Origin of the sequence: Bacillus sp. Hm123 (assembly GCF_051842975.2) — a bacterium.
GTDB lineage: Bacteria > Bacillota > Bacilli > Bacillales > Domibacillaceae > Bacillus_CE.
Genome location: NZ_CM200277.1, coordinates 962753 through 988330, shown reverse-complemented (window position 1 = coordinate 988330; position 25578 = coordinate 962753). Strand labels below are relative to the sequence as shown.

The window sequence follows — 25578 nt, the reverse complement described above, 5'->3', positions numbered from 1 at the left end:
GCGGCGTATGGACTGGAGCCATCCGCACGAGATAAAGGAAACACGATGAACGTTAGTGAATCGATGTTGACTTATCGCAAGGAGGAGGGCGGAAGTACACTAGTCGCTAGCGCCTGGAGCTGGACACCGAAAAGCGGAAGGCGCTGCCCAGCGACGTATGGACTGGAGCCATCCGCACGAGATAAAGGAAACACGATGAACGTTAGTGAATCGATGTTGACTTATCGCAAGGAGGAGAGCGGAAGTACACTAGTCGCTAGCGCCTGGAGCTGGACACCGAAAAGCGGAGCCGACTGTTCAGACACGACAAGCAAAGGGAATGTCCAAAAAAGTCGAAGAAACCGTTTGTAAAGTCAAAGAAGCCTCCAGAAAATCAGTGAAAACTGACTTTCTGGATAGCTCCTTTTTACGTTCATTGATTACTTGATTGATTAATTTTGGAAGCGTTTTCAACTTCCCATAGTTTTTCGAAAAAAGCTTGTCCTTTAATCAGGTTTTCGCATAAACGATAGTGGTGTTTCGACCAGCCCGTCTTTGTCTCGTGATTGAAAGCTTGCTTTACTTCTTCAAAGTCCATAGATTGAATTTCCTCATACTTATCAGGCGCCCACTCGGTATACCAATAGCGAATTTCAGCTGAATTTTTTGATGAGAACAGTTGATCTAAAGCCATGAACAGCAATTGCTTCAACTGTCTTTCTTTACGCGTTAATCCTTTCATGCTGATCGGATCAAGAGATAAAGTATGATACTCTTTGTCTTCTGAAGTGGAATCAAATTCATGCTTTTCAACTGGATGGACTTGGAACATTTCGTACACAAGTTGTTCCTGTCGAGGAACGAGGCGACTTTTTCTAACAGGGATTGTATACCCCATTGTGTCAATCACTAAAATTCCCTTTCCATCTGAAACAACAAAGCAATGTTCAAGCTGAATTCGTTCGTGATTTTTACGTAGAAAGGCTTTTTTTCTTACATCTTCAAGGAGTTGCTTCGGTAGTTCAGATAATTGATTCTCAATATACTCAAATAATGGCTCTTCAATTAATACGACTGGCACTTGGTCTAATAATTCAACAGCGTCATCTTTGCGCCATTCGTGAAAATGACATACATTATAGCCATTCTCCTCTCCTTCAAACCAATTCACCCAGACATCATGAAGATACAACATAATGACCCTCCTCACTTCTTCATCTATTTGTCTTAAAGTATGGGCAAAATAAAGTCATATTATTCCTTGTTAGTCTATATTTTCTCAACTTTCCACCTAGACGGGAAATAGATGGAAACGGCCATCAACACAAAACCAATCACGAACAAATAGCATTCTGATCGACCTACAATAAAGCTTGCATATTCTTTCAACGTCCAACCAGCTGTCAACAAGTTCAAATACATAATACAGCTAACTCCTCCGAGAACTGTCAATCCAAACCCGATTAAAAAGAGCACGACACGAAAGGCCATTAGCTTCTTCCTTTATTTATTTTTTTCTGCTTGTCCTATATGTATGATGAAGTAATGGAAACATGCAAAAAAGAGATAACTAAACTGGAACTTTTAGTTATCTCTTTTCTTAGCTATTGATTAAATTTACGTAAAGCGATTGTCGCGTTATGACCACCAAATCCTAAAGAGTTACTAATAGCAACATGGACTTCTTTTTTCCGTGATTCATTCGGCGTATAGTCAAGGTCACATTCAGCGTCTGGTGTTTCATAATTAATTGTTGGTGGAATCCTATCATTTTTAATCGCTAACGCAGTAAAAATGGCTTCCACTCCTCCAGCAGCACCAAGCAAATGCCCCGTCATTGACTTCGTCGAGCTAATGGAAAGCTGCTTCGCATGATCGCCAAACACTTCCTTAATCGCCATCGTTTCAAATTTATCGTTATAAGGTGTACTCGTTCCGTGAGCATTAATATAATCAACGTCTTCCGGGGAAATACCGCCATCATTGAGCGCTATTTGCATCGCTCTTGCGCCACCTTCTCCACCTGGAGCTGGTGCTGTAATATGGTGAGCATCTCCTGTTGAACCGTATCCTACGATTTCCGCATAAATTTTTGCTCCACGCTTTAAAGCATGCTCCAGCTCTTCAAGTACAAGGATTCCTGCCCCTTCACCCATAACAAAGCCATCGCGATTCGCATCGAATGGGCGGCTCGCTGTCTTTGGATCTGGGTTTGTTGATAGTGCTGTGTTCGCACAAAATCCAGCCATTGACATTTGTGTAATTGGCGCTTCGCTTCCACCTGTAACCATCGCATCAGCATCGCCACGCTGAATCACTTTAAAGGCGTCTCCAATCGAGTTTGTTCCTGTTGCACAAGCAGTCACTGTACAAGAATTGACTCCCTTCGCACCTAGATAAATGGAGACTTGGCCTGCTGCCATATCTGGAATCATCATCGGCACAAAGAAAGGACTTACACGGCGATAGCCACGATCTAAAAATGTTTTAAATTGGTTTTCAAATGTTTCCATTCCACCAATACCAGAGCCTACCCAAACACCGATTCGTTCAGCGTTTGTTTCATCAATCGTTAAATCGGCATCCTTCACAGCCATTTTTGCCGCAACAACAGCAAATTGAGTGAAGCGATCCATTTTCCGTGCTTCTTTCTTATCCATAAATTGCTCAGGATCAAAATCATTAATTTCAGCTGCTACTTTTGCTGGATAATCGTCCGGGTTTACCCGTGTTAACGGCTTCACTCCACTTACCCCGTTCAATACATTTGCCCATGCTTCTTCTAATGAATTTCCTACAGGAGAAACAATACCAAGCCCTGTAATGACTACTCTACGTTTTTCCATATTTCCCACTCCTCATGCATTCATAAAAAAGTTTTTCGTTCTAGCGTCCCCATCTCATAGCAATAGCACCCCAGGTTAAGCCGCCGCCAAACCCTACCATCACTAGTAAATCATCGTCTTTAATTTTACCAGCTTCTAATTCTTCAACAAAAGTAATCGGAATCGAAGCGGCTGATGTATTTCCATATTTATCAATCGTGACCGACACTTTTTCTGTCGGAAGATCTAAACGTTGTCTCGCCGCTTCAATAATACGAATATTTGCTTGATGCGGCAAGAGAAAATCAACATCCTCTTTTTGTAATCCAGCTTTTTCTAGCACATTGATACAAGATTCTCCCATTTGACGCACAGCAAACTTGAATACTTCCCGTCCGTTCATTTGAACATATTGATCTTGATATAAATGTTTGAAACCCGTACCATCTGCTCCAAGCTCGAACGATAAAATTCCGCGTCCTTCTGAAACGGGACCAAGTAATGCAGCCCCAGCACCATCACCGAACAACACAGCTGTATTACGATCGTTCCAATCGAGTATTTTAGATAATTTCTCAACGCCCACTACGAGTACATATTTGTACGTACCTGTGTCAATAAACTGCTTAGCCGTGACAATTCCATACATAAAGCCTGCACAAGCAGCACTAACATCCATCGCCGCTGCTTTCTTCGCTCCGATTTGCTCTTGAATCATACAAGCAACGGAAGGAAAAGCATGATCCGGCGTGACTGTAGCAACGACAATTAAATCAATGTCCTCTGGGTGGATGCCAGCTTGTTCCACCGCTTTTTTCGCTGCTTTTACCCCCATATCAGAAGTCCGTTCTTCCTCTCCAGCAATTCTTCGCTCTTCTATTCCAGTTCGTGTCCGAATCCATTCGTCCGACGTATCCATCATTTTCTCTAAATCTGCATTTGTTACAATTTTTTCAGGCACATAGCGTCCCATTCCAAGAATACCAGTATTCATAAGGTTTCCCCTTCTTTCAACATCTTTTTTAAGATGATATCAATTATTAAGACTTGGTACTAATTTTACTGAAAACAACTCCATTTTGCAATAGGGGGAATTTGTAGAGTGCGGTCGAGTGACACCTTTTTTCCATAGAAAAAGAGAGCATCCTTGAAGTGGATGTCTCTCTTTCATTTTAATTATTCTCTTTTGCCTCTTTTTTTCCTAATTCATAGGCTTCATTCATCACTTTCAAAAACATGCCCATGAAAGGTTCCATTAAATCCATGGAAAACTCCACATCTGCTTCTTTTAATTTCTCCTGTGCCTCTGGAAGGTATTTCATCGCAATTTGCATAAACTCTACATTTTTATTTTCGTTCATTTTTTCTCCTCCGCTTTTCTTGGAAGCTTACCGGTTTCAATATAGTGATCAATGTCTCTGTTGACTCTATTGACAAAATCCCTTTCCAATAATGAATTAAATTCACTTAACGAAATGACTCCATCCTGGAAATCAAAGTGAAGGTTTCCTGACTTCAACTCTCCTTTGACAAAGCGTGTAGCAGCGAGTAAATATAACTTGTCTACATGTTGCATCGTACTCGTTAATACCGTTTCTTTTCCAAGATCCGATTGATCAGACACATAACCGATAGCGTATAGTCCTTGCTCTCTTAACTTCTCAATAACAGGTACATTATACCCATCTCCCGCTGGATAAACAACATCCGCACGCTGATCTAAAATCGGCTCTAACAATTTCATCGCTTTTTCAGAATCATCCCAGTCGCCTACAAACTTTGTGACAACTTGAATATCTGGACGTTCAAATTTTGCCCCTTCGACAAAGCCCTTCACTTCCGGCTGCCATTTATAAGTAGCTAAAATGCCAACCGTTCCTGTTTTAGAAGCTTGTGCCGCTGTCATTCCACCAAAAAAGCCCATGGCATGAGCTTCAAACTTTAAGCTAGTTGTGTTTTTCTCTTTCGCATTGCCGTTGAAGCTGACAAAATGCATATCAGGATATTCTGGTGCAATCTTATTGAAATAATCAGCGTACTCACTGCCATGCCCGAATACAAGTGTGACACCTTTATGTTCAAACTCTTCAACTGCTCGTTCCACTAAAGCTTGGGAGTCCATTCCTTCTTTATAAAAGATTTCAGAATCGTATTCAGACTGAATTTTCATCATTCCTTTATAGCCCTTCGTTCCCCATACTTGATCATTGGTCGTTTTAGGAACAAGCAAGCCTACTTTTCCAAGTACTTCTGAATTATCTTTTGTTTGACACCCTGTAGCAACTACTAGCAAAAGGATGATGAATGTTAGCAACATTATTTTTCTTATCATAGATTACGTACTCCTTCTAAATATATCGCTCCCTTTTCTATCTTACTGTTATTTCACAAAGAGAAAAAGAGAAATTTTTTACTAAGAACAGATAAAAATATAAAGGAGCGAAAATATTTCTTTATTGAGTTCTAATTGATATGCTAAGATTAAGGGTGAGTGACAAAAAGATTTTCGTTGAAGGAGGAAACATTCGGTGCAATATATTATGACTTTCTTTTGGTCTTTCTTACTGATTCAAATGTTAAGTTACGTTGTTGGTTCCATGGTTGGAGCTGAATTTACTTGGTTACCTGGTACTATCATTTCAATCATCGTAGCTATTCTTTTATTTGTGATTTCTGCCCTTGTTCCAAACGATCCGGTAGAACATCATTAAAAAATAGGCTGCCCTATAGAGGGACAGCCTATTTTTTATTTCACCATCAATTCATTATTCTCTACGTCAATAATCGCTGTTTCATGAGCGGAAATCTTCCCAGCAATCATCTCACGAGCAAGCTTCGTTTCTAAGTGATGCTGAATAAAGCGTTTCAGCGGTCGAGCTCCGTATACAGGGTCAAACCCTTCCTTCGCAAGCAATTCCTTCGCCGCTTCTGTCACTTCTAGTTGAATTTGCTGCTCTTCTAACCGTTTTCTTAAATCATTGAGCATTCGATCAGCAATTCCTTTAATATTAGCAAGACTTAATGGCTTAAATAAAACAATATCATCGACACGATTCAAAAATTCCGGTCGGAAATGGCGCCGTAATTGTTGCAGCACTTGCTCTTTCGTCTCTTCTTGGACTTCTTCGGCGTTTTCTTTTCGTTCTAACAAAAATTCCGAACCAATGTTAGACGTCATAATGACAACAGTGTTTTTACAATCGATCGTTCGACCTTGAGAATCCGTAATGCGACCGTCATCTAGCATTTGTAGTAAAATATTGAACACTTCTGAATGCGCCTTTTCAATCTCGTCTAGTAGCACAACAGAATATGGCTTTCTTCGTAAAGCTTCTGTTAATTGTCCCCCTTCTTCATAGCCAACATATCCGGGAGGTGCGCCGATTAAACGAGATACCGCATGCTTTTCCATGTACTCTGACATATCAATTCGGATCATTTGGTCTTCGCTATCAAATAGCGTGTGCGCTAGCGTCTTCGCCAATTCTGTTTTTCCTACTCCTGTTGGACCGAGGAAAATAAACGAGCCGATCGGACGGTTTGGATCTTTAATGCCCGCACGTGCTCGCAACACGGCATCGCTAACGAGTTGAACCGCTTCATCTTGTCCGACAACACGCTCATGCATAATGCTCTCAAGACGCAACAGCTTTTCTCGTTCCCCTTCCACAAGCTTCGTCACTGGAATGCCTGTCCAACGCGAAACAATGGAGGAGATTTCTTCATCGGTCACTTCTTCTCTTAATAGACGATGTTCATTATTTTCAGAGGCAACCATTGCTTTTTCCAAATCTTGAAGCTCCTTCTCCATCATTGGAATTTTGCCATGGCGTAATTCAGCTGCTTTATTTAAATCGTAGCGATTTTCTGCATCTTCTAGCTCACGTCTTAACTTCTCAAGCTGTTCCCTTTTTTCCTGTACGCGGTGAATCGCTTCTTTCTCCGTTTCCCATCTTGCTCGCATTTCATTCGCTTTTTCCTTTAAATTAACCAGTTCTTCTTGTAACTGAATGAGGCGATCTTTACTCGCTTGATCTTTTTCCTTTTTCAACGCCGCCTCTTCAATTTCTAACTGCATCACCCGACGAGTCACTTCATCAAGCTCACTTGGCATCGAATCAATCTCAGTTCGAATCATTGCACACGCTTCATCGACTAAATCAATCGCTTTATCTGGTAGAAAACGATCTGTGATGTAGCGATTCGATAATGTAGCAGCAGCAACAATCGCTCGGTCGTGAATATTCACTCCGTGGTGAATTTCAAAGCGCTCCTTCAAGCCTCGTAAAATGGAAATCGTATCTTCTACTGTTGGCTCTTGTACAAGCACCTGTTGAAAACGACGCTCAAGTGCAGGGTCTTTCTCAATATATTTACGATGCTCTTCTAACGTTGTCGCTCCGATACAGTGAAGCTCTCCACGCGCAAGCATCGGCTTTAACATATTGCCAGCATCCATAGCTCCCTCTGTCTTGCCCGCACCGACAATCGTATGAATTTCATCGATAAACAACAAGATCTGACCATTGCTTTTCTTTACTTCATTTAGCACAGCCTTCAATCGCTCCTCAAACTCCCCGCGAAATTTCGCACCAGCAATTAAAGAACTCATATCGAGTGAAAAGATCGTCTTATCTTTCAATCCATCGGGTACATCTTTACGAACAATCCGCTGAGCCAATCCTTCGACAATCGCCGTTTTCCCTACACCTGGTTCGCCAATTAATACGGGATTATTCTTTGTCTTCCTAGAGAGAATACGAATGACATGGCGAATTTCTTGATCACGCCCAATGACGGGATCGAGCTTTCCTGACCGAACTTCTTCTACTAAATCACGTCCATATTTACTTAACGCTTCATAACTCGCTTCCGGATGTTGAGATGTCACTTTTTGATTCCCCCTTATTTCATGAATAGCCTTTTCTATTTTCTCTTTCATTAAAGCTTCTCTCGTGAAAAATTGCTTCATTTCATAGTCGGTTGTATCGGCTAAAGCAAGGGTAATATGTTCAACTGATAAATATTCATCTCCCCATGCTTCTTTCACCTGATCAGCCGTTTGCATCAACGTTTGTACACTAGCAGATAAATAAGCTCCGTATTGAACCTCCGCTCCTGAAATGACTGGCTTTTTTGCTAGTTGCTCCTCTAAAAAAGCCTTCCAGTTCGCAGCACTACTTCCGGCACGTTCCATAATTCTGATCAATAAGCTGTCCGGCTTGTTCACTAATGCCAACAATAAGTGGCACAGATCAATTTCTGTATGTTCACGCTCTTTCGCAAGCGTTTGGGCATCAGCTAACCCTTGCTGCAAAGAATGCGTCATCCGTTCCGTATCCAATATCCCTCACCTCTTTTGACCTTTTTTGACCTTTTTCATAATTATATTTGTTTACCAACAAACTTGTAAAGTGATATGCTGATAATTGGAGAAAAAAGGGGATACCAACCAAAATACTTTACAGTTTCCCTTTCTTTAGTGTTAAATGATGAAGGTTAACTATTTGTTGGAGGTTTATGACCGTGAATGATGCTATTTTGTTATTAAAATATTTATTGTTAGGAATGTTTCAAGGATTTACAGAACCGATCCCGATTTCATCAAGTGGACATTTGCAGTTGGCGAAACACTTTTTCGGAATTGAAATTAAAGGTTTAACATTTGAATTGATGGTGAACACCGCTTCCTTACTTGCCGTGTTGGCGATTTATCGTCAAGATATTATTCGCCTTGCAACTAATGGGTTAAGCTATGTGAAAACGAAAAATCCAGATGATCGTTCTGAGTTTATGTTTATCGTCTATTTAATTATTGCGACGATCCCAGCTGGGGTAATTGGTGTGGTCTTTGGCGATTTCATTGAAGACAAGTTATCTTCTGCTCGTACGGTGGCTATCACGTTAATTATTACCGGGATTGCATTATGGACCATTCGTAACTTACGCGGACGTAAAAATGATGGCGATATGAAATTAAGAGATGCGTTAATCATCGGCTTTGCTCAAGCTGTTGCCTTAATTCCTGGAATTAGCCGTTCCGGTGCAACGATTGTGGCGGCGATGGGGCTAGGAATGAAGCAAGAAACGGCACTTCGTTTTTCTTTCTTGCTGTTTATTCCCGTTAGTCTTGGCGGAGCGATTTTAAGCTTTTCAGACATTTTAGGTGATCCACAGCTTGCTCAACTAGCGATTCCTTATGCGCTTGCCTTTATCGGCTCATTTGTTATGTCTTACTTTTCACTAAAGTGGTTTATGAATATTATGGCTCAAGGAAACTTAAAGTATTTTGCCATCTACTGCTTTATCGTCGGACCACTTGTACTTTTCTTCATCTAATCACCAAACGAGGGAGACCATTTTACTTGGTCTCCCTTTCCACTTATTATCTCGTGTTTCCAACAGAAGCACCACGACTTAATTCACAAAACTTTTGTACCATTTATAGAAATAAAATACTTTTTTTGCCTCTTGGGTTGTTTATTACTTTTTTTACTATTAAAATAGGTGTTATTAAATTTGTTTACAGAAGGAGAATCAGATGAATAGATGCCTTTCTCTTTCAGAAAAGTTTGTCCAATTATTTGAAGAAGAGAACACTGTAAAACTCTTCCGAAAAGGAGATTACTTGTTCCAAGAAGCAACAGAAGCAAAAGAGCTTTTTCTACTGTTAAGTGGAAAAGTACAAATTAGTAAAGTAGTCCCTGATGGCCGTGAATTGTCACTGCGCATTTGTGGAAAAAATGATATCATCGTCGAATTCTCCCTATTTAACGGGGACACACAATACTCGTATAACGCAAAAGCTTTAGAAAATGGTGAAGCTCTTGTTATGACTAAAAAACGACTGGAAGAAGCAATTTCCTCTGACCCTAAATTAATGATGAGTTGGCTCCAATATACCCAATTAGACAACCGAAAAATGCAATCAAAATTGCGCGACTTAATTTTACATGGAAAAAAAGGTGGCGTATATTCTACGCTCATTCGATTAAGCAACACATTCGGAGAACAGACCGAAGAAGGAGTCCGTATTACTGTTACATTAACGAATCAAGAAATCGCTAACCTCTGCGGCACATCACGCGAAGTCGTCAATCGAATGTTCAGCGACCTCCGCAAAAAAAATGTTCTGTCCATCGAAAAAAGCCAATTAATCATTCACAACATTGGATACTTAAAAAAAGAAATCGACTGTGAAAACTGCCCAATAGAAATATGCCAAATTGACTAATCAAAAGCGGAAGGCGCCGTTTAACGACGTATGGGCTGGAGCAATCCGCACGAGATAAAGGAAACACGATGAACGTTAGTGAATCGATGTTGACTTATCGCAAGGAGGAGTGCAGAAGCCCACTAGTCGTTGGCGCCTGGAGCTAGACTAGCCGAAAAGCGGAGCCAACTGCCCAGACACGACAAGCAAATAAAAAGGATGCAACTACTTTATTCTGTAGCTACATCCTTTTTATTTTTTGCCTAACGCCTTCTAAGCCAAGGCATTCTTATTGAATCCCAAGAGCAATTTTGGCATAGCGAGACATTTTGTCACGCGTCCATGGCGGATTCCAAACGATATTCACTTCTGTCTCTTTCACTTCAGGAATGTCAGCCAATGCAGCTTTCACTTGATCGACAATGACACCTGCTAGCGGACATCCCATTGCTGTTAATGTCATCGTGACAATCGTCTTTCCGTCTTCTTCCATATCAATATCATATACAAGACCAAGGTTGACAATGTCAATACCTAACTCTGGGTCGATAACTTGCTCCAACGCTCCCATAATGTTTTCTTTTAAATCTTGATCCATACATTTTCCCTCCTCTTTCTATTTCACTATTTCTACTATAACAAAAGGAAGAATCAATTATCACCCTTTACGCTTATAATTATTGATAGCTTTCCTATTGGACATATTGATTTATTAAAGCGTACACTAAAGAAGTAAACATATAGAAAAAGGAGAGTGCCGCTTGATGACTGAAAAGCATTTAATTGTATTAGATTTAGATGGAACGTTGCTTACCGATGCCAAAACAATTTCTCCTCGAACGAAACAAACACTTCAAACAGCCATGGAGCAAGGACACGAAGTGATGATTGCCACCGGCCGTCCTTATCGCTCCAGTGAGCTTTACTATAAAGAGCTCGGTTTAACGACTCCGATCGTGAACTTTAACGGCGCCTTCGTTCATCATCCAAGAAATGATGCTTGGGGAATGTATCATGAACCGATGGATGCAAAGACAGCGATTGAAATTGTGGAAGCTTGCCATGATTTTAATTTCCATAATATTGTTGCCGAAGTAATGGACAATTTATACTTCCATTATCATGATGAACGACTGATTGACGTCTTTAGCATGGGAAACCCTACCGTTACAACAGGAGATCTTCGACGCGCATTAACAGAGCATCCCACATGCCTGCTGATTCATGCTGTTGAAGAGCATGTGCCGAATATTCGTAAGCATTTAAGCGACGTTCACGCCGAATTAATTGACCATCGTCGCTGGGGCGCCCCTTGGCACGTCATTGAATTAGTAAAGGCTGGCTTAAATAAAGCAGTTGGTATCCAACGAGCAGCGGCTGACCTTCACATTCCGAAAGAACGCATCATCGCTTTTGGGGATGAAGATAACGATTTAGAAATGATTGAATATGCCGGGGTCGGCGTCGCTATGGGCAACGGCATCTCTCCATTGAAAAACATCGCCAATGAAATCACGTTAACGAACGAAGAGGATGGAATCGCCGTCTTTTTAGAAGATCGGCTAGGGTTGTAATAGTAAAGATAGATTTGCTGGTTACATAGCCTTCCATTATAATGAGTAGTAAATACTTAAATGCTGGAGGTTCCTATGGCGAAAGAAAATTCATTTGATATTGTCTCTAAAGTAGACTTTTCAGAGGTAACGAATGCGATTCAAATGGCGATGAAAGAAATTCAAACACGTTATGATTTCAAAGGTAGCAAAAGCGAAATCAAGCTCGATAAAGAAGAGCTTGTGATCGTATCCGATGATGATTATAAGTTAGAGCAAGTGAAAGATGTTTTAATCAGTAAATTAATTAAACGATCCGTTCCTATCAAAAACCTAGACTATGGAAAAGTAGAAGGTGCATCAGGAGGTATGGTTCGACAACGAGCGAAAATGGTACAAGGTATCGATAAAGATACAGCGAAAAAAATTAATACCCTTATTAAGCAAAGCAGCTTAAAAGTGAAATCTCAAATTCAAGATGATCAAATGCGCGTGACTGGCAAAAACAAAGATGATTTGCAGCAAGTGATGGCAGCGGTTCGTGGAGCTGATTTGCCAGTAGACGTTCAATTTGTCAACTTCCGCTAATTTTTCATCTCAAAAAAGGCTTCAAAGCTCTTGTAAGCTTCGAAGCCTTTTTCTTATCTCGCTGCTCTTCCACGTCTCCAAACAAGATAGATAAATACTATAAAAATAATATACACAGCCGCTAAGGCAGCAATAAACGAAATGTTAATTCCTGATTTTTCAGTCAAAGCAAATACTTCTGATTGTTCTCGATCTAAGATAATCGTGAATTCCCCATTTTCTGCTCGCGATAAATTATCATTAAGTAAACCTCGTAATTCTTTATCATTCGCAAGCTCTTTAGCTGGAATCGTTACTTTTTGTGTCTCATCTGTATTATTGATCGCTACAATGAGCATTTCATCTTGATGTTCTCTCTTAAAAACGACCATGCCATTTTTTTCATATAGCGGCTCATATGAACCTCTCGTCAAAGCTGGTAATTGCTGACGAAGGTCGCCAATTTTCTTCATATAATCAATCAACTCTTTATCGATTCTAAAGTTCATGAGGCCATGATTTTCTACCCCTTCTCCTCCATCAAGAGCGATTTCAGATCCATAATAGACAACCGGTGTGCCTGGAACCGTATAAAGATAGGTTAAAGCGAGCATCCAACGAGTGCCTGGGAACATATTTTCCTGAACGATATCACGAGTAAATCTTGCCGTCTTATTCGTATCTAAATAATGAGCAGATAATTGCGGATCTTTCCATGAAGCTTCTACTTCTTTTAAAAGGTTCGGAGTTTCGCTCGAGCTTTCGTTCACATTTTTAAATTGTTCACGTAATGGAGACATCATAGACCCATTCATCATTCCATCTAAGCCAGCTTTTTGGTATTGTGCAAGCTTACTTACACTCACGTCTTGACTGTTTTCACCAAGCAAATAGATGTCTTCATTCAATCCTTTAGAGAAATCTTCCCAAAAAGAGACAGGAGCATACGTCGCATCGCTTAAATAATAGCCATCAATCTTTGCCTGCTCGCTCCAATAGTTCGCCACTTGAATGAGTTCTTTCGTTACTGCCTTATTTTCTAAATTAAGTGTCGCCATTTCCCCAAGCCATTTCTCAGGTGCGGCTTCACGTTTATTAGTGAACCAATCGGCTTTTTGATCATCTTTCGTCCAAGGATGAGCTGTGCTCACACGCGTCAACGGAAGGTCGACCAGCACTTTCAAATCACGTTCATGTGCTTCATTGACTAGCTTTTTCAGCTCTTTCATCGTGCCAAATTGCTTATTCATTTTATAAAAATCGGTCGTCCAGTAGCCATGATAGCCAGCTTTTTCATTTTGAAAAACAGGACTTAAAATCACCGTTGTAAATCCCATATCCTTTATATGATCCATCCTACCAATGATTCCTGCAAGATCGCCACCTTGATAAGCTGAAGGATCATTATTATTAACTTCCTGATCGTTTTGATTATCACCATTATTAAAGCGATCCACCATTAAATAATACATGGTTTCATCTTGCCATTTACGTTCTTCTTTTTCTGCCGCACTAACAGGAAAGGCATATAAAAGAAGAAACGGTAACAGTATAAGCGAGCACAACCTTCCTTTCACTTCCGCTTCCCCCCGTATCTAAAAATGATCATATCGCTTTTAAGATTACGCTTTTGTACACATTACGTCAAATCACAATAAAGAAAATTCAATAAAAATACAAATATTGGCGTGGTCACGAGAAAATCAAAAAAAACTAGCTTCTCCACTATTCAGTAAAGAAGCTAGGCTCTCGTACATATTAAACTAAGAAGTTTATAATCCCATTGGCAATTTGAACCCTAAGTAAATAGTGATAATTAGCAACCAAACTGCACCAACTAGCACTTTGCTTGTCTCTTTGCCTTTTTTCTTGCGTACTAACACCATTTCCATTAGACCAATCGTTAAAATACCGGCAAGCATTTTCATACCATACAGCATGTCATCGATCGAATGATGTTTTATGAAAAGCAATAAGCCTGTGCCTAACACAAGAATATACAATAGTCTTAACCCCATATGTGCACCTGTTGAATATTTTCCAAGCGCGATAAAAAACAAGATAACCGCAATCACCCATGTTGTAATATGTAAATGGGTACTGTTAAAAAATAAAGCTTCCACGTTTCCTCCCCCTCCTTTCTCACCCTCCTCATAGTAACACGTTCGGGAATTGGAAGAAAAGTAAAGGTTCGGTTTTAGCGAACATTATTCTGTAAAGTACCGACTTTTTCAACCGTAATTTCCACTGTATCGCCGGCTTTCAGCAAATTAGGTGGGGTCATACCAAAGCCTACACCAGCTGGAGTTCCGGTCGCAATGACGTCACCAGGTTCTAACGTCATTCCTTTCGATAGTGTAGAGATAATTTCATCAATCGGGAAAATAAAATACTGTGTATTCGATTGCTGACGGATTTCTCCATTCACTTTCGTTTCAATATTTAGTTGATGCGGGTTTTCAATCTCATCAGCAGTCACAATCCACGGTCCCATTGGGCAAGTGCCATCTAAGCTTTTTCCAAGGAAAAATTGCTTATGGCGTTTTTGAATATCACGAGCCGTCACATCATTAATGATCGTATAGCCGAAAATATAATCAAGTGCTGCTTCTTTGTTGATTTCTTTTCCACGCTTCCCAATAATGACACCTAGCTCCCCTTCATAATCAAGAGCCTCCGTCAAATTAGAATAAGCCGGAATCTCATCTTGGCAGCCAATAACTGCTGTTGGGGATTTTGTAAACACCATTAAATTAGTTGGAATACTTTCCTCCCCACCCATTTCAATCGCATGATCACGATAGTTTTTACCGATACACATCACATTTTTAGATGGACGCGGGATCGGTGCTAGCCACTCAATCTCACTTGCGCTAATAGCTGCACTGCTCCCCGCTTCTGCTACATATTCCGCAACAACATTTACTAAGTTCTCTACTTGATCAATCGCTTCAATGAGCGTGTTTGGCAATTGCTCACCAGCTAATGCGACTACATCCCAAACGAGCTTCTCTTTTTCATCATATACCCCATATGTTTCTTGTCCATTTATGCGAAAACTAATAAATTTCATCATTTCTCCCCCTTATTTTTTTATTTAGTCAAATACGTGACCTTTCTCCATAGAGATTCCATCGGGCCTCGCTTCAACTTAGATAACCATAATTCAGAAAGTACCACTTGGGCGGCAAAAATAGCGAGTACGAGCCAAACACCTGTTGTTAACGTAATTTGACCATAGAATCCTAGTCCATAATGATAGAAAATCAATGTACCTATGACAGATTGCAATAAATAATTCGTTAATGACATTCGGCCAACAGAGGCGAACGGTTTCCCAATTTTGTCTGCATACTTCCATTTTCCCAAAGCAATAACTAATGCTGCATAGCTAATCGCCAACAGCGGGCCGCCGATGAAATCTTGAATGAGTACGTAAGCAAGATTCGGCTCCACAACATATGGCAATGATTTCAATATCACGCCCGTCAGAAAGAACGATATAAATGTCATCATCGCCCACTTTGGTCGCTCACTCCATCTAGAAAACACATTCAACTTCTGAGCGCCAGCACCAATTAACAAATGAGGAAAGATAGTAATCAACTGAAAAATTACTGAATCCGGTCCGTTCGTCACTAACCAGTCCGTCCAACGCTGAGCAGTGATCTCCATAAAGCTACCGCTTCCGTACGCAGCCATTGACTGATTGATTCCCATAATATCAGTCCACAGCACGACACCGGTAGGATCGACTTTCGCCATCAATAATGAAAGTACACCTAGAAAAACAGTAGGAATAAATAATAGCGAACTTCCGATTATTATTAATGTTTTTCCAGATAAGCGTAAAAACAATAAAAGCAAAAAGCCCAGCACTGCATAATTAATTAAAATATCACCAGACCAAATCAAAAACGCATGAATAATTCCAATGAACAACAGGAAAGAAAAGCGTCGAACCCCTATTAAAGTATACGACATTCCTCGTCCCATTGCACTTTCTCGTTGCATCGCAACCCCAAATCCAAACATCATCGCAAACAGTGGATAAAAGCTTGCTTGAACGAAAATATCAATCCAACGATAATTTTGAAAATCTTGAGCTGCATCCCACCATTCAAACGGATTGTAGTACAAATAAGGTGAATGAAAAGAGATCATATTCACTAAAAAAATCCCGAGCAATGCTAATCCTCGCAAGCTATCTAACGATTGAATGCGGGGTTTTTCTTCTACGATTGCCATACAAACACACTTCATCCCTTCCATTTTCACAATTTTTGTTTATTTACATATCATATCACTAAATACAAGGAATGAGGGTGTGAAATGTCTTGCCGGCACTCGTAGGAACAATAACTGTGATTACTGTCTCTTCAAGCGGCGTGTTCAATGTCGGCGATGTATTCCAAATCCATCCCGTCGCACAAACAAAAACCTTTTCTGGAGCTGGTTCGTTTAATACTGGTCACGGACTCACGGTATCTTCCAATATATCTAGCACTAACATGCTAGATATCGATGGGATCGACCAAGGGATTATTGGCTCTGTGTAAGGAGGAAGCTAATGAACATTCATATTTCCCAAACGATAAATATTCGATTTATTAATATTACTAGTATTTCCAACTCCTCGATGTTCCAAATCGGCACAAGCGGTCAAGTAGAGCAAGCCTCTTACTTATTGAATACAGGTGGCTTCACCCAACAAGCACCTCCAGTAACAGATGAAACCGTCACTATAGAAGCTAGTCCAACACCATCATTTCTTATTCCACTTCCACGGTAATATTCTTTTTGAACGGAGGGACTTTAATGATTCGATCACAAGATATCCAAAACCTTTGGCAGTACGTTCAACAGCAACAGCAACAAATTCATGCTTTGGCGAAAAAAGTGCAAACACTTCAACAAGAGATCGTTGAGTTAAAAAAGCGCCCTCCCGTTTCAGTCGATAAAATTGAATATTCCTTTGACCAATTAAAAGTTGAAACACTAGCCGGTACGTTGAACATCGGCTTAAGCCCTAGTGAGCTATCTGGCATTAAAGATTACGCTGTCAATGTAAAAGGGCAAAGTTCATCCGATCATCAGTCATTACTGCCGCAACTATTGGATGCTTCTAATCGCTTTATCGCTGAAAATTTACATCGATTAATTGAAACATATGAAGGGCAATTGCACAGATCAGTGAATCCTGAAATGAAAGAACATATTGAAAGGGATTTGACAAAGCAATTACCTGAAAGAATCGGCTTTTACTTAAATCAATGTAAAGAAGAACCTCCTGAAGTAGTGAAGGAAAAAGTGCTAGCGAAAATAAAAGCAGATATCGAGCAAGCCATCGCCATATTTATTAGTAAAATACCAGAAATGGAGTGAGTACGTTGAATTTACAAGTGATGAATCGTGAATTAGAAGTAGGACAGATTTCAATTATTGCCGTCTCAAGTTCTTCTTATTTTCAAGTTGGAGACACCGATACGATCACATTGTACTCATCGTTTGATACGCCTCCTGAATCATTAATCATCAGCCCTTTTGTTCCACTTTAGTCATGGGCATGCGTCTATCTATCATCGATCATCTTGAAGCAAACACCATTTTCATCAGCTCAGTGTTAGAAATTGGGGACATCCATCAATCACAAGCCTATTCAACCGTCTATGCGGTGCAAGAACAAAGCAAAGGCTTTATCGATACCTCTCAGAAACTAGGTGTCGTATTACCACCTCCGACAATCCTCTGTCCTAAGAAACAGAGGAAAGCATCGATTGTTAATGCTTATCCATTTATTCATGTCGGTCAAGTGCATATTACAGGTATATCAACTGCTGCTGTTGGTCTCATTGGGTCCGCTCATGAAGCAACAGGATATTGCCGAATTCAACACGTACGAAAATTAACATCTAAACAAATCCAAAGTTAAAAGGTGGAATTTTTATGCCTGCCATTATCGGGCCTTTACAAATATTTAATATGTCTGGCGGCATTGTCCATTACGGTGATACATTAGTGATCTCACCTAAAGAGAGTAGCAAATCATCCTTAGGCTCAGGATCGTCTAACACAGGACCATTTATCGTCACTTACACTTGTTTAAATACGAATACCATTTTAGATAGTACTGGCGTTGATCAACCGATAGTTGGTACTTTATAACGATTTAAGCCTGACTTCTTCATTAATGAAGAAGTCAGGCTGTTCATTAATCTATTTGTAGAGCGTGAGCCCCATCAAAAAAGAATAAATATTTTCGAGCGATCTTCCGTTTCCAAATTTGTTCAACCGCTTTAGCATACAAATCGATTTGCAAGCGGTAGCGCTCCTCAAGGACTGGACGAGCTTCAGCAAACCCTCCCGCAAAGCGACCGGTAATTTGATCGGTTTTATAATCGAGCAAATATAGTTGACCATCGACTTCCATTAAACAGTCGATGACCCCTTGAACGAGGACAACCTCTTCTGGGTCGCTCCAATCTACATGTAATTCACTAGCCTTTACTCCCATGTTAAATGGAGTTTCTCGATATACATGATCAGCCCGCAGCAACATTTGCCCCACTTCTGTTTCAAAAAATGAAACGACGCGATTCGAGTCAATCATCTCTACCTGTTCAGTCGTTAATAATTCCCGCTGTATGAGCCTCTCTAGCAAAGAATGAATGTCTGCCACCGTTGGCTGTCCGTCTAGTGGTACATGCTGCATTACCGTGTGCACAGCTGTTCCGATTTCCGTCGGAGAAAGCGCCTTTTCCTGCATAAAAGCCGGGCGACTGAAAATCGGGCGCTGAAAGCTTCTCACTAATTCATTCTCTGCTCCTTCATTATAAATCTCATTCATCCGTTTTAAATCAGATACCGACTGCTTTGAACGCAGTTTCGTTGCCATTAGGTTCGAGTATTGCCAGCTCATGCGCTCGATAATTTGTTGTTTATACGTGGAAGAAATATCGATTGGCTCATTGTTTTCTACTTTATTTTGCCAATCGACTTGTTGTGAATCCGCCTCTTCCTCATCTTTTAACAAGCTCTCTGGATTCACGATTTCAATTTTCCACTTTGAGGCATGATGATGGATAGCTGCCAAATGATCAAGATTCGGCTGATCACTAAGCGACCAATCCCGATGTCTCACTAAAGCTGGACCAATCCAATCAAAATAAGACATCGCCGCTGCTCGATCGGTATCACTTAATAACCAGTCCGTACTACTCCATCCTTTTTCCCAGTTTGCTAGCGATTTCTCTATATTTTTCTGCGTTCCGAGTAAAAACAACTTCTCTTTCGCTCGCGTTAACGCCACGTAAAGGACACGCATTTCCTCCGCTAACAGCTCTAGTCGCTTTTTCCGCCTTAAAGCGAGCTGTGGCAAGGATGGATAGCTAATACGTTTTTCTATATTCGTATATTTGGCAGCAATCCCATAGTCTTTATCGAATAAGTACGATTGACGAATGTCCATTAAGTTAAATTGGCGACCAAGCCCCGCCACAAAAACGACCGGAAACTCCAATCCCTTGCTGGCATGAATCGTCATTAAACGAACGACATCCTCTTGCTCATTTAATGCCTTCGCTTCCCCAAGGTCATCGCCTCGCTCCTGAATCCGTTCAATTAATCGTAAAAAGCGGAACAGCCCTCTAAAGGACGTTTCTTCATACTGTTTGGCTCGGTCATATAACGCACGAAGGTTCGCTTGCCTTTGCCGTCCACCCGGCATTCCACCTACAAAATCATAAAAATGCGTATCTCGATACAGCTGCCAAATGAGAGAAGATAACGCTCCATTTCTACTGAGCGTTCTCCAATTGGATAACTTCTCAAGAAATTTATTTATCTTTTCATGAAGGGCTTCATGCTCTACGACCGGCTTCTTTTTAGCAAACGCTTGAACCGCCTCATAGTAGGTACCCTTTTTAGAGGCAAGACGAATCGTCGCTAAATCATTTTCTGAACAGTTCACAATCAGTGAACGCAGTATAGAAGCAAGCGGAATATCTTGGTATGGGTTGTCGATCACTTTTAACAATGACAGCATAATGACCACTTCTGTCGCTTGAAAATAACCGCCAGACAGCTTCGCATAGATGGGAACGCCCGACCGTCTTCCTTCTTCCATGATTTCTCCAGCCCAAGGCATAGAGCGCAGCAAAATCACAACGTCACGATATTGGATCGGGCGCTCGGTTTTCGTTTTCGGATCATAGACTGGATATCTTGATTGCACCAATTCCTTAATTTTTTGTACGAGCCACCTCGCTTCTAGCTGCGATTGCTCCGCATCCTCTAGACCCGCCTCATCCTCTTGCTCCACTGCGCCCGCTTGCTCAATAATGGCGACTTCTACAGGCATAGCAGGCTCCTCTGGATAATTAGCTCCCTTGACTAGTTCAGCTTGTGAATCGTATTCGATTTCTCCCACTTTCACACCCATGATCTGCTTAAATAAATAATTTGTTCCAGCAAGCACTTCTTGACGACTACGAAAATTCTTCGCTAAATCAATTCGCATACCTGTGTTTTCACCCGTTGTTGAGAACCTTCTATACTTGTTCAAAAATAGATTCGGTTCTGCTAGACGAAAACGATAAATGCTTTGCTTTACGTCCCCAACCATAAATAAGTTCCCTTCTTCTTCCACCCCTGATGTAACTAGACGAATAATCGACTCCTGCACGAAATTGACGTCTTGATACTCGTCTAAGAGCACTTCTTTAAATTTCTTCTGGTATAACAGTGCCGCTTCAGAAGGAATTAATTCATCTCCTCCGTCTTTTCGTTCAGCTAAAATGGCTAAAGCAAAATGCTCTAAATCACCGAAATCAACAAGCCCCTTTTCTCGTTTCATCGCTTGAAATTTATCGGCGAACTTACGGGTTAGCTGAGCTAGCGAAGCGATGATGTCTCTCATTTCTTTCATGTCACGCAAATAGGTTTCAGGCTTGCGGGAAAAATAGTCGTCTTTTAAAGAAGTGATGATTTTCTTTAACTCATCTCTAATATTCTTTGATTGATCCACTAGCTCCTGGTCATATTCCTCGCCTTTGCAAGTTTTCAACGTGGAGAACTTCACCAGCTGCATTTCTTCATATAACTTTTTCCAAGAGGAAATAGACTCGCGAAGCCGCTGAACTATTTGTTGGTCAGCCATGAAATTCACCATTCGTGGAGATGGCCCACCTGACATATTCGCTATTGCCACCAATTCATTAACGAGCGTTTCCGCCCCTTCAAGCTGTAGCTCAATGTCAAATTTCAACGCTTCCATAAACGGCAAATCATCGATAGTAGTCGTCTCTTCATCGACATCATATAGCTGCGGCAAACGCTGTAACCATTCTTCTGGTTGAGGATGCGACTTAGCAAAATCGTAAAGTCGACTCACAATCATTTGTAATTGCGCATCGCTACGATCACTAGAAAACGTATCGACTAAATGGTAAAAGTCTTCATTTCCTTCTTTGCCGTATTCTTCTTCAAATAAATCGTCTAACGTTTCATCTCTTAACAATGCCCCTTCCGCCTCATCAGCAATTCGAAAGGAAGGGTCGACATCAATCAAATAGTAATACTTACGAATCACTTCTAAGCAAAAAGAGTGCAATGTCGAGATCGATGCTTTATTTAATAAGCTTAACTGTTTTCGCAAATGTTTAGAGATCGGATCAGATTCCATCGCTTTTTCTAAGGCAAGTCCAATTCGATGCCTCATTTCAGCAGCTGCGGCGTTCGTAAACGTCACTACAAGAAGCTCATCAATGTCAATAGGCTCGTCTTCATTTAACACTTTACGAATAATCCGTTCAACGAGCACCGCTGTTTTTCCTGAACCAGCGGCAGCGGCTACTAAAATATCGGTGCCTGTCGCTGTGATCGCTTTCCATTGATCATCTGTCCAAGTCGCCCCCGCCGGCTTTTCTGGTATCCATCGCTCACTCACATATATCCCTCTCTTCACTCATCTTTTGAAAAATCTCTTCCTTCTTTTGCGGCATAATCGTACGATACTGATTGTCTTCGATCATGTCGTCGAACTGACAAACCGGTCGATAAGAACAAAAATCACAAGGGGTTCGTTTTTTATATTGATAAGGGGCAATATCGACCCGACCAGCGACAATATCATCCCCTGATTGTTGGTAAATATTGCGAACGTGCTGACGCATCTGTTCAAACTGCTGTCGATGCGCAACTTTGGAACTTTTCGCAAGCTTGCCATTAGATTTATTAATCCCGGCCGAAATAATTTTTGAGTTTCCTCCCTCAAGGCTCGTATCCATTAATCGAACAACCTCTTCTTCTGCCAGTACAAGTCCCTTCATTTTAAAGCTTTTAAAAATTTCCTCTTCAATTTGTTCCGTCGTCATCATTTGTTTACTATTAATGATTGGATTGTGAACATGGAAGTATAGAACACCTGCCGGATGTGCTTGTTTGCCGACAAGCTGCTGTGAGTGTGTTAACACAATATCCAAATACGTCAGCATTTGCAGGGCGAACCCATAATACACCTCTGTCATATCTAAATCGCGACTACTTGATTTATAATCAATGATGCGCAAATATACTTCTTCATCACTTTTGGCTTGATCAACACGGTCAATTCTTCCTGCTAATTCCATCTTCGTTCCATTTTTTAACGTGAAGGAAAGTGGCGGTAACTCCGCTTTCGGTCCAAAGCCAAGTTCAATTCCAACAGGCGCAAAACCGCTCCTCTTAGCTTGACCACTTAACATATAAGAAGCTCTACCGATAATTTGCTCCAGCTTATGACTAATATATAAATGACGATTTGAGCTTAATAAAATTTGGTGTTGTAGTTTTGGTGCTAAATGAACGACCGCTTCTTTTGCCAGCTGTAAACATTGCTTTTCCGTCAGCTGACCCCAGTGTAACCCTCGCTTTGCAATTTCCTCCGTGATCCATTTTAGAGCCCCATGGAATAAGTCTCCGATATCTGGTGCTTGCAGTCGATACATGTCTCGTTCTCGTAGCTTCAAACCATGATTGGCAAAATGAGAGAATGGACAGCTATTGAATAATTCCATTCTTGAAACACTAGCAAGAATCTCTTCCCCATATAGATTTTTGCTCACCTGCTCCTCCAGCACTTCCGCCTTATTTTTATAAAATAAGCTGGAAAATACGATGCTTGCTTTTTCCTTTTGCTCTAGTGTATTCACGTAAAAATTGTAAACATCCCACCAATAATCGTACATTGGATAGCCAAGCCTTTTTTGTTGAAGCTGAGTCGTGATATACGATAGCGTCGGATTCGGGTGGCAAACGTATTGCAACCCTTCTTGCTCTTGCAAATCTGACGGTTCATTAGCAAGCAGTTTCGTCTCGGCGAGTGGAAACATCTCCTTTAGTCTTTTGATAAACAGAGAGGGCTGCAATGCCTTGCCTTCTTCATCAGCAAGCGGGTAGGAAAGATATAATTGGCTAGCTGGAGTCGCGAACGCTTTATAAGCGATGAACTCTTCATCAAGTAGCTTCGTCTTACTGCTTTCTGCAAGCTTTACCCCTTGTGAAAGCAACCGTTCACGATCCTCATCTGCTAGTACGCCATCTTCTTGCATCTTGCCAGGTAGCACGCCATCATTGACACCGATCACAAAAGCGACATCCACATTTGCGAGCCTAGAAAGCTCAAGATTCGCTACCATCACTTGATCGACAGCGGCAGGCACATTTGCAAATTTCAACGTTTCTAGTCCAGCATCGATTGTGGCCGCAAATTTCTTCACTGTCATTGCCTCGTTTCCAAGCACTTCTACGTACTGATCTAACAATTCAATCACCGCACTCCACGCTTGACTATGCTCTCGCGCCGTAATTAAATCGCCACGTTCTTGCGCCTCTACACTTAAGCTTTCCAGTTTTTTAGGGATCTCTAACTCTTCTAAATATAAATAAAATGCTTCACAAAACCCTCTGCTCGTTTTCGCCCGTTTCAATCGGCGAGACAACCGCGAAATCGGCTCGGCAATAATCAGCTTTAATTCATTTAATTCGTTCTCGATTCGCTGTTCTTCATCCGTTTGCCCGCGATGAACGCCTTCTAATCCACGATAACGGCGATAGCTCCACTGCTCTCCATTCGTCCAGCGATCCCCTCTGATACCATAGGCGAGCACATAATTTTCTAAGCGATCCATTTGCTCGCGTAATCTGTTCCAATCTTTCTTTAACGGAAATAACAAGTCCGTTTTGACCGCTCGAAAAACGGGTTCATATCGCCAATGACTAGCCAAAATTTCTAACGTTGCGCGAATTAACTCAATAACGGGATGATTGAGCATCGGATTTTTTTTATCGATATAAAAAGGAATATCATAATCATGAAATACCGTTTCAATCACTTGCTGGTACTCGTGACCGTTGCGAACAAGAATCGCCAGTTGCTTATAACGATATCCATCCTCTCGCGCTAGCTTTCGTATTTCTCGCGCAACCCCTTCAATTTCCGCTCGTCGATTCGTCGCCTCTAAGAAACAAATCGCTGTCGAATCGTTATATGTCTTCACTGGACGGTGATCAAAATGAGTTTCTAAATGGAGCAAACTCTCCTCTTTATAGCGTCTTGACCTCGTCAAAAGCTGATCTTCTTCTATTCGCCCACCGCTGTTTTTCGCTAGTTCATAAAGAGTGGAATACGTTTCACCCGTTTGGCGAAATAAATGCGTATCTTCCGGGATGTTTGTTCGAAACGTTTGATCGGCTGTTAAAGCGATCGTTACTTTTTTTGCATGTTTCATCAGTTGCTCAATGACTTCATATTCTTGTGGGGTAAAGCTATGAAATCCATCGATATACACTTCTGCTTGTTGTAAATAAGCGGACGAAGCAACCGCTTCTGCTAGCAAACGTAAATAGTCTTCAGAATCGACATATTTGCCAATAAGAGACTGCTCAAATTCGCTATAGATCGTTTGCAAGTCGTGAAGCTTATCTGCTAACGCTTTTGAGTCAACTTCCTCTCGTATTTCAGCTAACTCCTCTGGTCCCACACAATAACGTTTAAACTCTGTTAGCATCGCTTCTACATGGCTAATAAATCCATTTTTATCCGCTGCTTTAGCAAAGATTTTCAAATTCTCTTTTTGATCTTCAATAATTTTGCGAATGAGTATATTTAATCCCGCCGAGGAGATATGCTTTCGGCTCATCCCTCCTGTTTCCTGCAATACACGCCATGCAAGACGAGTGAAACTATAAACTTGTGCACGAATGACTCCACCAAGTGCCGAGTCAGCTGCTAAATTGTATTCTGACAAAAAGGTCATTTGCTCCGGAACAAGATAAATAACAGGCTCCCCTATCGGCTGCTCTTTCACTTGACTCTTTATATTCTCTAATATAGAAGCGGTTTTCCCCATTCCAGACCGACCGAGTATAAACTGAATCGACATACCTTTCTCCTCCCAACATA

The 25578-nt window shown here is 41.0% G+C and carries 26 protein-coding genes; 12 read left to right on the top strand and 14 right to left on the bottom strand.

What is annotated here, in order from left to right:
* The first annotated feature begins 45 nt into the window (after positions 1-45).
* Entirely contained in the window at positions 46-351 is a 306-nt protein-coding gene (locus tag ACSVDJ_RS05185) for a hypothetical protein (RefSeq protein WP_439169626.1), read from the top strand.
* A 61-nt stretch (positions 352-412) separates the two neighbouring features.
* Here the strand turns inward: ACSVDJ_RS05185 and ACSVDJ_RS05180 are convergent, their stop codons facing one another.
* The 6 genes from ACSVDJ_RS05180 to ACSVDJ_RS05155 all read right to left on the bottom strand — a co-directional run bounded on the left by ACSVDJ_RS05180 (position 413) and on the right by ACSVDJ_RS05155 (position 5136).
* Complete coding sequence (locus tag ACSVDJ_RS05180; RefSeq protein ID WP_439169627.1) at positions 413-1174, bottom strand: YjbA family protein; 762 nt, start codon at positions 1172-1174, stop codon at positions 413-415.
* Positions 1175-1248: 74 nt separating this feature from the next.
* Positions 1249-1470, bottom strand: coding sequence for a YuzI family membrane protein (locus ACSVDJ_RS05175; protein ID WP_439169629.1), 222 nt, complete (start codon positions 1468-1470; stop codon positions 1249-1251).
* Between the two features lie 113 nt (positions 1471-1583).
* A complete protein-coding gene (fabF, locus tag ACSVDJ_RS05170; RefSeq protein ID WP_439169630.1) occupies positions 1584-2825 on the bottom strand; it encodes a beta-ketoacyl-ACP synthase II in 1242 nt (413 codons plus the stop codon).
* Positions 2826-2865: 40 nt separating this feature from the next.
* Entirely contained in the window at positions 2866-3798 is a 933-nt protein-coding gene (locus ACSVDJ_RS05165) for a beta-ketoacyl-ACP synthase III (RefSeq protein WP_439169631.1), read from the bottom strand.
* 178 nt (positions 3799-3976) lie between these two features.
* Positions 3977-4165 (bottom strand): ComZ family protein, encoded by a 189-nt coding sequence (locus ACSVDJ_RS05160; protein ID WP_439169633.1) that lies wholly within the window; start codon positions 4163-4165, stop codon positions 3977-3979.
* The gene (locus ACSVDJ_RS05155) at positions 4162-5136 is read right to left on the bottom strand and encodes a BMP family ABC transporter substrate-binding protein (protein ID WP_439169634.1); all 975 of its coding nucleotides are present in this window, start codon (positions 5134-5136) and stop codon (positions 4162-4164) included. The genes ACSVDJ_RS05160 and ACSVDJ_RS05155 overlap by 4 nt, the downstream gene beginning before the upstream one ends.
* 196 nt (positions 5137-5332) lie before the next feature.
* Here ACSVDJ_RS05155 and ACSVDJ_RS05150 point away from each other — a divergent pair, with 196 nt between their 5' ends.
* Positions 5333-5515 carry a YjzD family protein gene (locus ACSVDJ_RS05150; RefSeq protein WP_439169635.1) on the top strand — a complete coding sequence of 61 codons (183 nt, stop codon included), beginning with the start codon at positions 5333-5335 and terminating at the stop codon, positions 5513-5515.
* A gap of 35 nt (positions 5516-5550) precedes the next feature.
* Here the strand turns inward: ACSVDJ_RS05150 and clpB are convergent, their stop codons facing one another.
* Positions 5551-8148 (bottom strand): ATP-dependent chaperone ClpB, encoded by a 2598-nt coding sequence (gene clpB, locus ACSVDJ_RS05145; RefSeq protein ID WP_439169636.1) that lies wholly within the window; start codon positions 8146-8148, stop codon positions 5551-5553.
* A 182-nt stretch (positions 8149-8330) separates the two neighbouring features.
* Between clpB and ACSVDJ_RS05140 the strand changes: the two genes are divergently transcribed.
* Together ACSVDJ_RS05140 and ACSVDJ_RS05135 are read left to right on the top strand one after the other, a co-directional pair.
* A complete protein-coding gene (locus tag ACSVDJ_RS05140) occupies positions 8331-9143 on the top strand; it encodes an undecaprenyl-diphosphate phosphatase (protein WP_439169637.1) in 813 nt (270 codons plus the stop codon).
* 202 nt (positions 9144-9345) lie between these two features.
* Positions 9346-10038 (top strand): Crp/Fnr family transcriptional regulator, encoded by a 693-nt coding sequence (locus ACSVDJ_RS05135; RefSeq protein WP_439169639.1) that lies wholly within the window; start codon positions 9346-9348, stop codon positions 10036-10038.
* Positions 10039-10306: 268 nt separating this feature from the next.
* On the opposite strand, the gene ACSVDJ_RS05130 is transcribed toward ACSVDJ_RS05135, so the two are convergent.
* Positions 10307-10615 carry a metal-sulfur cluster assembly factor gene (locus tag ACSVDJ_RS05130; protein ID WP_439169641.1) on the bottom strand — a complete coding sequence of 103 codons (309 nt, stop codon included), beginning with the start codon at positions 10613-10615 and terminating at the stop codon, positions 10307-10309.
* A gap of 166 nt (positions 10616-10781) precedes the next feature.
* Between ACSVDJ_RS05130 and ACSVDJ_RS05125 the strand changes: the two genes are divergently transcribed.
* Both ACSVDJ_RS05125 and ACSVDJ_RS05120 read left to right on the top strand, forming a co-directional pair.
* The gene (locus ACSVDJ_RS05125; protein WP_439169760.1) at positions 10782-11591 is read left to right on the top strand and encodes a Cof-type HAD-IIB family hydrolase; all 810 of its coding nucleotides are present in this window, start codon (positions 10782-10784) and stop codon (positions 11589-11591) included.
* A 75-nt stretch (positions 11592-11666) separates the two neighbouring features.
* Positions 11667-12158 carry a YajQ family cyclic di-GMP-binding protein gene (locus ACSVDJ_RS05120; protein ID WP_439169643.1) on the top strand — a complete coding sequence of 164 codons (492 nt, stop codon included), beginning with the start codon at positions 11667-11669 and terminating at the stop codon, positions 12156-12158.
* A 53-nt stretch (positions 12159-12211) separates the two neighbouring features.
* Here the strand turns inward: ACSVDJ_RS05120 and ACSVDJ_RS05115 are convergent, their stop codons facing one another.
* The 4 genes from ACSVDJ_RS05115 to ACSVDJ_RS05100 form a co-directional block, all read right to left on the bottom strand.
* Positions 12212-13714: an alpha-amylase family glycosyl hydrolase gene (locus ACSVDJ_RS05115; RefSeq protein ID WP_439169644.1), complete on the bottom strand. Its 1503-nt coding sequence runs from the start codon at positions 13712-13714 to the stop codon at positions 12212-12214.
* Between the two features lie 195 nt (positions 13715-13909).
* The gene (locus tag ACSVDJ_RS05110; protein ID WP_439169646.1) at positions 13910-14260 is read right to left on the bottom strand and encodes a YisL family protein; all 351 of its coding nucleotides are present in this window, start codon (positions 14258-14260) and stop codon (positions 13910-13912) included.
* 74 nt (positions 14261-14334) lie between these two features.
* The gene (locus ACSVDJ_RS05105) at positions 14335-15210 is read right to left on the bottom strand and encodes a fumarylacetoacetate hydrolase family protein (protein ID WP_439169761.1); all 876 of its coding nucleotides are present in this window, start codon (positions 15208-15210) and stop codon (positions 14335-14337) included.
* A gap of 20 nt (positions 15211-15230) precedes the next feature.
* Positions 15231-16385 carry a DUF418 domain-containing protein gene (locus ACSVDJ_RS05100; protein ID WP_439169647.1) on the bottom strand — a complete coding sequence of 385 codons (1155 nt, stop codon included), beginning with the start codon at positions 16383-16385 and terminating at the stop codon, positions 15231-15233.
* An 89-nt stretch (positions 16386-16474) separates the two neighbouring features.
* Here ACSVDJ_RS05100 and ACSVDJ_RS05095 point away from each other — a divergent pair, with 89 nt between their 5' ends.
* The 6 genes from ACSVDJ_RS05095 to ACSVDJ_RS05070 are packed head-to-tail and all read left to right on the top strand — an operon-like array spanning position 16475 to position 18302.
* Complete coding sequence (locus ACSVDJ_RS05095) at positions 16475-16696, top strand: spore germination protein (protein ID WP_439169649.1); 222 nt, start codon at positions 16475-16477, stop codon at positions 16694-16696.
* 11 nt (positions 16697-16707) lie between these two features.
* On the top strand, positions 16708-16929 hold the full coding sequence (locus ACSVDJ_RS05090) for a spore germination protein GerPB (RefSeq protein WP_439169651.1): 222 nt from the start codon (positions 16708-16710) through the stop codon (positions 16927-16929).
* Between the two features lie 26 nt (positions 16930-16955).
* Positions 16956-17522, top strand: coding sequence for a spore germination protein GerPC (gene gerPC / locus ACSVDJ_RS05085; RefSeq protein ID WP_439169653.1), 567 nt, complete (start codon positions 16956-16958; stop codon positions 17520-17522).
* A 5-nt stretch (positions 17523-17527) separates the two neighbouring features.
* Positions 17528-17695: a spore germination protein GerPD gene (locus ACSVDJ_RS05080; protein WP_094834612.1), complete on the top strand. Its 168-nt coding sequence runs from the start codon at positions 17528-17530 to the stop codon at positions 17693-17695.
* An 8-nt stretch (positions 17696-17703) separates the two neighbouring features.
* Complete coding sequence (locus tag ACSVDJ_RS05075; RefSeq protein ID WP_439169655.1) at positions 17704-18069, top strand: spore germination protein GerPE; 366 nt, start codon at positions 17704-17706, stop codon at positions 18067-18069.
* 14 nt (positions 18070-18083) lie between these two features.
* On the top strand, positions 18084-18302 hold the full coding sequence (locus ACSVDJ_RS05070) for a spore germination protein (RefSeq protein ID WP_439169657.1): 219 nt from the start codon (positions 18084-18086) through the stop codon (positions 18300-18302).
* A gap of 46 nt (positions 18303-18348) precedes the next feature.
* On the opposite strand, the gene addA is transcribed toward ACSVDJ_RS05070, so the two are convergent.
* Positions 18349-22101, bottom strand: a complete 3753-nt coding sequence (gene addA, locus ACSVDJ_RS05065; RefSeq protein ID WP_518620149.1) for a helicase-exonuclease AddAB subunit AddA — start codon at positions 22099-22101, stop codon at positions 18349-18351.
* Positions 22076-25558 (bottom strand): helicase-exonuclease AddAB subunit AddB, encoded by a 3483-nt coding sequence (gene addB, locus ACSVDJ_RS05060; protein ID WP_439169660.1) that lies wholly within the window; start codon positions 25556-25558, stop codon positions 22076-22078. The genes addA and addB overlap by 26 nt, the downstream gene beginning before the upstream one ends.
* Positions 25559-25578: the final 20 nt, after the last annotated feature.